Annotated in this window: 7 protein-coding genes; 6 read left to right on the top strand and 1 reads right to left on the bottom strand. The window is 35.1% G+C overall.

The window, feature by feature from the left end; genetic code table 11:
- Window positions 1–1087 (top strand): hypothetical protein (locus tag JO950_RS07355; protein ID WP_237732306.1); only part of this gene is annotated, 1087 nt, incomplete at its 5' end.
- A 173-nt stretch (window positions 1088–1260) separates the two neighbouring features.
- Here JO950_RS07355 and JO950_RS07350 read toward each other — a convergent pair.
- Window positions 1261–1659, bottom strand: coding sequence for a helix-turn-helix domain-containing protein (locus JO950_RS07350; RefSeq protein WP_202702064.1), 399 nt, complete (start codon window positions 1657–1659; stop codon window positions 1261–1263).
- A gap of 184 nt (window positions 1660–1843) precedes the next feature.
- Between JO950_RS07350 and JO950_RS07345 the strand changes: the two genes are divergently transcribed.
- From JO950_RS07345 to JO950_RS07325, 5 genes are all read left to right on the top strand, one after another.
- Entirely contained in the window at window positions 1844–2470 is a 627-nt protein-coding gene (locus tag JO950_RS07345; RefSeq protein WP_202702063.1) for a hypothetical protein, read from the top strand.
- Between the two features lie 252 nt (window positions 2471–2722).
- Window positions 2723–3583 (top strand): multicopper oxidase domain-containing protein, encoded by an 861-nt coding sequence (locus JO950_RS07340; protein WP_237732305.1) that lies wholly within the window; start codon window positions 2723–2725, stop codon window positions 3581–3583.
- A gap of 17 nt (window positions 3584–3600) precedes the next feature.
- Window positions 3601–4029 (top strand): hypothetical protein, encoded by a 429-nt coding sequence (locus tag JO950_RS07335; RefSeq protein ID WP_202702062.1) that lies wholly within the window; start codon window positions 3601–3603, stop codon window positions 4027–4029.
- Between the two features lie 40 nt (window positions 4030–4069).
- Window positions 4070–5536, top strand: a complete 1467-nt coding sequence (locus JO950_RS07330) for a tyrosinase family protein (protein WP_202702061.1) — start codon at window positions 4070–4072, stop codon at window positions 5534–5536.
- Window positions 5537–5728: 192 nt separating this feature from the next.
- Complete coding sequence (locus tag JO950_RS07325) at window positions 5729–6163, top strand: hypothetical protein (protein ID WP_202702060.1); 435 nt, start codon at window positions 5729–5731, stop codon at window positions 6161–6163.
- Window positions 6164–6214: the final 51 nt, after the last annotated feature.

Here is a 6214-nt window from a genome sequence, read left to right as displayed (position 1 = left end):
ATCTACAGATATGGATAATGCAAAACATATGAATAAAGCTAGAAATATGATTGAAGATGGAGAAGCAAAAACTTTTAAATTATTAGGTGATATTACGAAGTCTATTAGTAAATACAAAAATATGTCTGAAACAGCACATAATAGCAGTAGGCCTTATTTTAGAAAGATGTTTGTACTTTCAACTTTAGCTAACAAGGTTAGTGGGGATGTGAAAAAAATTAAAATTGCTTGGGCTATGATTAATGATTATGAGCGCAAAGACATTTTAAAAGTAATAGAAAGTAATATACATGATCAACCTGAGGTTTCGAGTAATTATAAATTTTGGTTGCAATGTGTCAGATATAATTCTACTTATGTGAGTTTAGAAGATGTAATAAATAAGATTAAAATTTGGTATAATAACAGTGGACAAAATAGAGTATCTCATTTAGAAGCAACTTATTATAATTATGTTTTTAACGCAATACAATTGATTGAAGGAGGTGATTCATTTAATGATATACTATTAAATAAAACAAAAGATTACATAAAAGAATGCAAAGAAATTACAACTAATGATAAGTTTAATTTTGAATGGTATGGAGTGGGAACTGGTTCTAAGAAAATATTAAGTTATGTAGAATTAGGTTCAATGAAAAATGAAGGGCTAAAACTATTTGAAGATGATTCAAAGCTTCAGGAAGTTGAAGGTATTATAACTACTATAGATGATAGACAAAAAGGGAAAATTAAACTTAAATGTGGATTAGAAGCTTTCTTTGTGCCAGTAGTAGGAAAATTTGAAAAAGGGAAAGACGAAACTTCAAAAGTCAAGTTTTATATTAGTTTTAGATATGATGGCTTACAGGCTTGGCTCGTACGAAAAATTGATAAAGATAAAACTGAAATTTTGGAGGAAAGTATAAATAATAATGAAGTTCATAAAAATTCTGTTTTGACTGATAAAATTGCAGGTAGTATGATAGAATTAAATGTTAGTATTGAAACTGAAACTTTAAAAAGTGAGTTTCCTCAATTACCGAAACCTAAAATAGTTGGATCTATTGATCTAAGTAAATTTAAAAAAGGGGCATCTCGTACCTAGAGCTTACCCCGCTCTGCGAAGTCTCCCGACTTCGTAGCGACAATCATAAGCAAATATTTTCAAATGAATAAAATATTTTAGATAATAAAGTAAATAGCAGTAATAGCAAAACCCAAAAAAGCGCAAACCCTCAAAAGTTTGCGCTTTTCAATTTTATATAAAAAGAAAATCTCTTATTTCAATTTCATCAACTTTTCTAAGTATTCGACCTTATCTTTTTCAGCCTGAACCAAACGTTCGTAAAGCTCGATCACTTTATCAAGAGGGTTAAAAGTAGCATTCATACCTTGATTAAAGCTATTTCCTTGACTTGAACTATTATCGTAAAAATTATTAAAGAAATTAAAAACAGATTCCTCTGTAAAATTTTCAATCGCTTCTACTGTTACGCCAAGTGCTTTTGCAATTTGTACCAATTTTTCGAAATCAACAGTTTCGCTGGTTTCAATACTTGAAATAGTTTGCTGGCTTGTGCCAATGGCATCTGCAAGTGCTCCTTGTTTCATTCCGCGAAGTTCTCTGATACGGCTGATATTTCGGCCAATATTTCTGGGTCTGGTTGCTGTGCTCATAATTCAAAGATATTTATTTTTTTTGATAAAAACAGCGATCCGTAAAATACAAGGCTAATTTGGTAATGTACTACCGGGTGTTTTTTTATCCGTTATAAATATATTCTTTTTCTTACTTTTACAAGGCTTTATTTCGTCAGGTAAATAGTAAGTTTAAAATATTTATATTTGCATGATAAACTTCATGAAAAATGAACTACAAAATATCATTTCAGGAAAGGGCCAAGTTAGGCATGGAGATACTATCCAAACAGTCTCCCGTTACCTTAGAAAAGGCACGAGCACAGGCAGAACGCTTAAGTCTGGCAAGCAAATCAAAAGTGAAGAAACAGCGTTAATAAAAGAATTCTGCGAAAGGAATTCTTTCTGGATTACCGGAATTAACATCAATGCTTTCATATCTTCGGGCGCTGAGCAAAAAGTGTATCTTCAAAATAAGCATAAAGTGATCAAATTGAATGACAGTATCTATTATGAAACATGGGAAGATTATTTGAATAATTTACTGCTGCATAATTATTTTTTTTCTGACACAGCATATCAATTAATTGGATTTTCGGAACAGGATACTATATTGTATGCAGTTGTAGAGCAAAGATTCGTAGATTCTGATAGTGATACAGAATTAGAAAATGTAAAAGTTTTTTTGACTTCAAATGGTTTTGTTAGCACTAGAAATAATGATTATTTTAATCCCGAATTGGGTATTATTCTCGAAGATTTACATGATGAAAATGTTTTGACGTTTCAAGGGAATCTATTCTTTATCGACACCGTTTTCTACCTCACACCACAATTCTACCTCCCCTGATCCTTCAAAACCCGATTCGCATCAAAGAAGAATTATATTCTTAAAAAACAAAACTCAAGGCAGATTTTTACTACAAAATCAGGTATTTCTACGGGGTCTCAAAACCGGCATTAATTTTAAATTTGAATTGCATTGCCGAATGTGTTGGCAGTGAAAGATTTAAGTTAAGAAATGAAAGGATGCCCCAAATCCATAGTGCTCTTTTGCTTTTTACTAAGCAATCTGTTTTTGTTTTCTCAAAACGAACATTTAGTGATCGGGAGAACAACAGGAAAACTACTGCTTAAAAATAACGTCTCTGTCCGGACTTTTGGTTTTACGAACTCTCTTTCGGGGCAGGTTACTTTGCCGGGATCTGAGATAAGGGCAAAGGTTGGCGATACTGTTCGGGTTGATTTTTGGAGCATTTCGCAGGGAAATCCGGTCTCTTTATTTTGCAAAGAAATTGATTTTGTTCAATGGGATAAAAACAATAAGGTGATGAAGAAAAAAGAGGCCATTCATCACATGGAGCATGGGTTTTATTCTTTTTGGGCCGAAAAACCGGGTACCTATTTGTATTACAGTCCCGAAAATTATCCGTTCAACCTTCAGGCGGGAATGTTTGGTCTTATTATTATTGAACCAAAAGAAAAGGATTCTGAGACGCCTGAGCCCTTGCGTGAAATTCTTTGGTGCAGCAACGAACTGGATACAAAATGGCACACCGATGCCATCATGGGTACCGAATACGATTCTCGAAATAAACCTATTGTTCTGCCTCCCTACCAACCCAATTATTTTTTGATTAATGGTAAAGTTGCTTCCGAAACCAATGGTTTGCAATCGTTAGATCGTAAAAACGAGGCGGTGCTGCTTCGATTGGTCAATTCGGGATTGTATTTTCATGAAATTGTATTTCCGCCTAACGCAAAATTAAAGCTGAGGTTTGGGAGTGAGACCGCTCTAACAGAATCAGCTAACGGATGCACAGCGGCACTACATGCGGGAGAAAGTATGGAAATACTCGTTTCCCTGGAAAATGTGGGAGATACAGAACAACTGATGTACCATTTTACTAATCCTATTTCAAAAAAGAAAGTTTACGAAACGGCTATTGCTGTTTTTAATTAAAATTTAACCCCACGGCTATGAAACAACTGTACTTTTATTGGATACTCCTTTTTTCGGTTTCTATTTCATTTGCGCAAAACAAACCTACATTTTCGGTAGTAGGAACTGCGGTCAATAAAGAAAGTGTACTGAAAAACAAACGGCTTGACATTTCGAAAATCAAGGTCGAAAATATTTCAAATAAACCAATCTATCTGGTTTGGGAGACTGTATCGAATACATTCCCAAAGGAGTGGGATTGCTCGATGTGCCAGCACGGTGCCTGCCAGATTGGAATTCCGAAAGGATCCTCTTTTAATAAACTTAATCCGGATCAGCAGGGCTTTATTGCCATCCATGTAATTCCTGCCAGCAAAATAGGCAACGGAACGGTGAAATTTAAAATCTATGACAAAGCAAATCCTAAGTATGCTCAGATTTTAACTTTTGAAGTCGAAGTGCTTTAATGTTAACTACCAATTTATTAATAACCCAAAAACAAAAAAAATGAAAAAAATTACTAACTTATTTTTAGTTATTCTGATCTCGGGATTGTCCTATGGTCAGAGTAAAGCGGATGCGAAGTATATTCGCTGGAATGCCAATACGCCTCAGGGGAAAGCCAATCTTGAGGCGATGAAAGTGGCTTTTAAGAAAATGCGCGAAGCGGGCTGTGAGAAAGGTATTTCCTGGTATTACCAAGGCGCAATTCATAATATCCCCGAAAAGATAACAGGTCCCAATAAGCTCTGTCCGCAATATCAGACTATTGATGATAAATTATGGGCCTGGGCAGATTGTACACACACTGACACTAATAATGCAGCTTTAAATTTTCTTTTATGGCACAGAATGTACATCTGGTATTTAGAAAAAATTGTTAGAGAATTGTCCGGAAAAGCAGATTTTGCACTTCCGTACTGGAACTACGGCAGTAAAGAAGAATCTCAGAATATTATGGCCGAACCTTTTAGGGAGCCATCAGGTTCTTTGTATACCGCAGCGCGCTATACTATTTTGAACAATGGAAAACCAATCCTTCCCGAGCAGTTGGCCAGTATTCGAAATTCAATAGAAGAATTAAGAAAAAACCCTTCTTTTGCAGGTGAGGCCGGATTTAGTAGTAGTCTTGAAGGTCAGCCTCATGGTTATATGCACAATCTTATTGGTGGGAGATATGCTCATCCGCCTGAACAGCATTACAACGAAATATATCAGATAGTAACTTCGGGTTTAATGGCCAATGTTGAGTCGGCCGGATTCGATCCTATTTTTTGGCTGCATCATAGTATGGTCGATCGTATTTGGGAATCGTGGGATGTTTCGGAACTTGGTCAGCGTCCAAGTTTAGAAGAATTAAAAGCGAATCCGTGGCCGTATGAGTTTATCACTCCAGACGGAGGCCGTATCACTTATACCATGGAGGAAGTCTACAACATCGTTTTTAATTTAGATTACAAATACGATGATTTGCTTTACGGATCTAAAACTCCGGTATTAGCGGCTAATGAAAATAAGGTAAAAACCAGAATCTCCTTTCAGGATGCTAAAGAAGAAGTAGTTTGGGAACAGAAAGTAGGTAAAGTATTAGGCACTTCGGCTTTTACCCATAAAGTGAGCAGTACCTTTGCAAGAAATACCAATAAAGTTTTTAGAACTGCCAATTCCAGATTAATTCTGAATCTGGATGTGTCTGTTTACAAAGAACCAAGTGATTATTATACGGTTTATCTTCGTTATCCCGGAAAAAAAGACCAGTATGTGGGAATGATGACTTTCTTTGGAGTTGCTCATGATCACGGAATTGGAAAGAATCATGAAATTGGTGAAGATGGAGTAAAACTTAAATATGCCTATTATATTTCAGATGACTTAGTGAATACGAATGCGAATTTTCAAGTTATAATTAAAAAGACCGGAGGCGGAGACGCTAAAGTTACTCTGGAAAAAATTAGTGTGATAAAAGCAAATTAAGTTTTTTTGATTTTCTGAAAACGACATTCCAATAATAATCCAAACCCTGCAAATACTGATTTGCAGGGTATTTTTTTGAAATCTAATGCTGCTTTTTTTCGTAGGATTTTTTAACATTTAAAAGACGTTCTTTTAAGAAGATCTTGCTATAAAATTCTTATTTTACAGGTTGAAAATAAAAGCCGGTAAAAAATGAATATAAGTATATCAGTCAGACAATTAGGGAAAAAACATCCTATACTTCAGGAAAAAAACATCAGTTTAGATATTACCACTTCAATCGTTACTGTTCGTACTTTCTTAGAACTAATTGTAAAACATCAGGTAGAGTTGTTTCATTCTTCTTCCTTTGAGTTTGAGGACGAAGACAAAATCCATTTTCCAAAAGAAAATTACCTTCCCATTTTAACCGATACGGGAAAAGTTGGTTTTGGCGCACTGTACAACCACAACAAAGTAGATTTGGTCAAAGCGCAGGAAAATGCCATCGTTGCTTTTGAAGACGGTTTATATGCCATTTTCTATGGCGATGATCAGATGGAAACTTTAACCGGGGAAATCGATTTATCCAAAAACAAATCCGTCACTTTTATCAGGCTTACGTTCCTGGCGGGAAGCTACTGGTAGTTGTAAGAAGTATAAGTAAATAAAGTTCTACATCTACCTTTTCACAATTCA

This window comes from Flavobacterium sp. UGB4466 (assembly GCF_903469665.1).
GTDB classification, from domain to species: domain Bacteria; phylum Bacteroidota; class Bacteroidia; order Flavobacteriales; family Flavobacteriaceae; genus Flavobacterium; species Flavobacterium lipolyticum.
The sequence above is the reverse complement of the archived record's forward strand: the minus strand, read 5'-3'. Positions and strand labels throughout refer to the sequence as shown.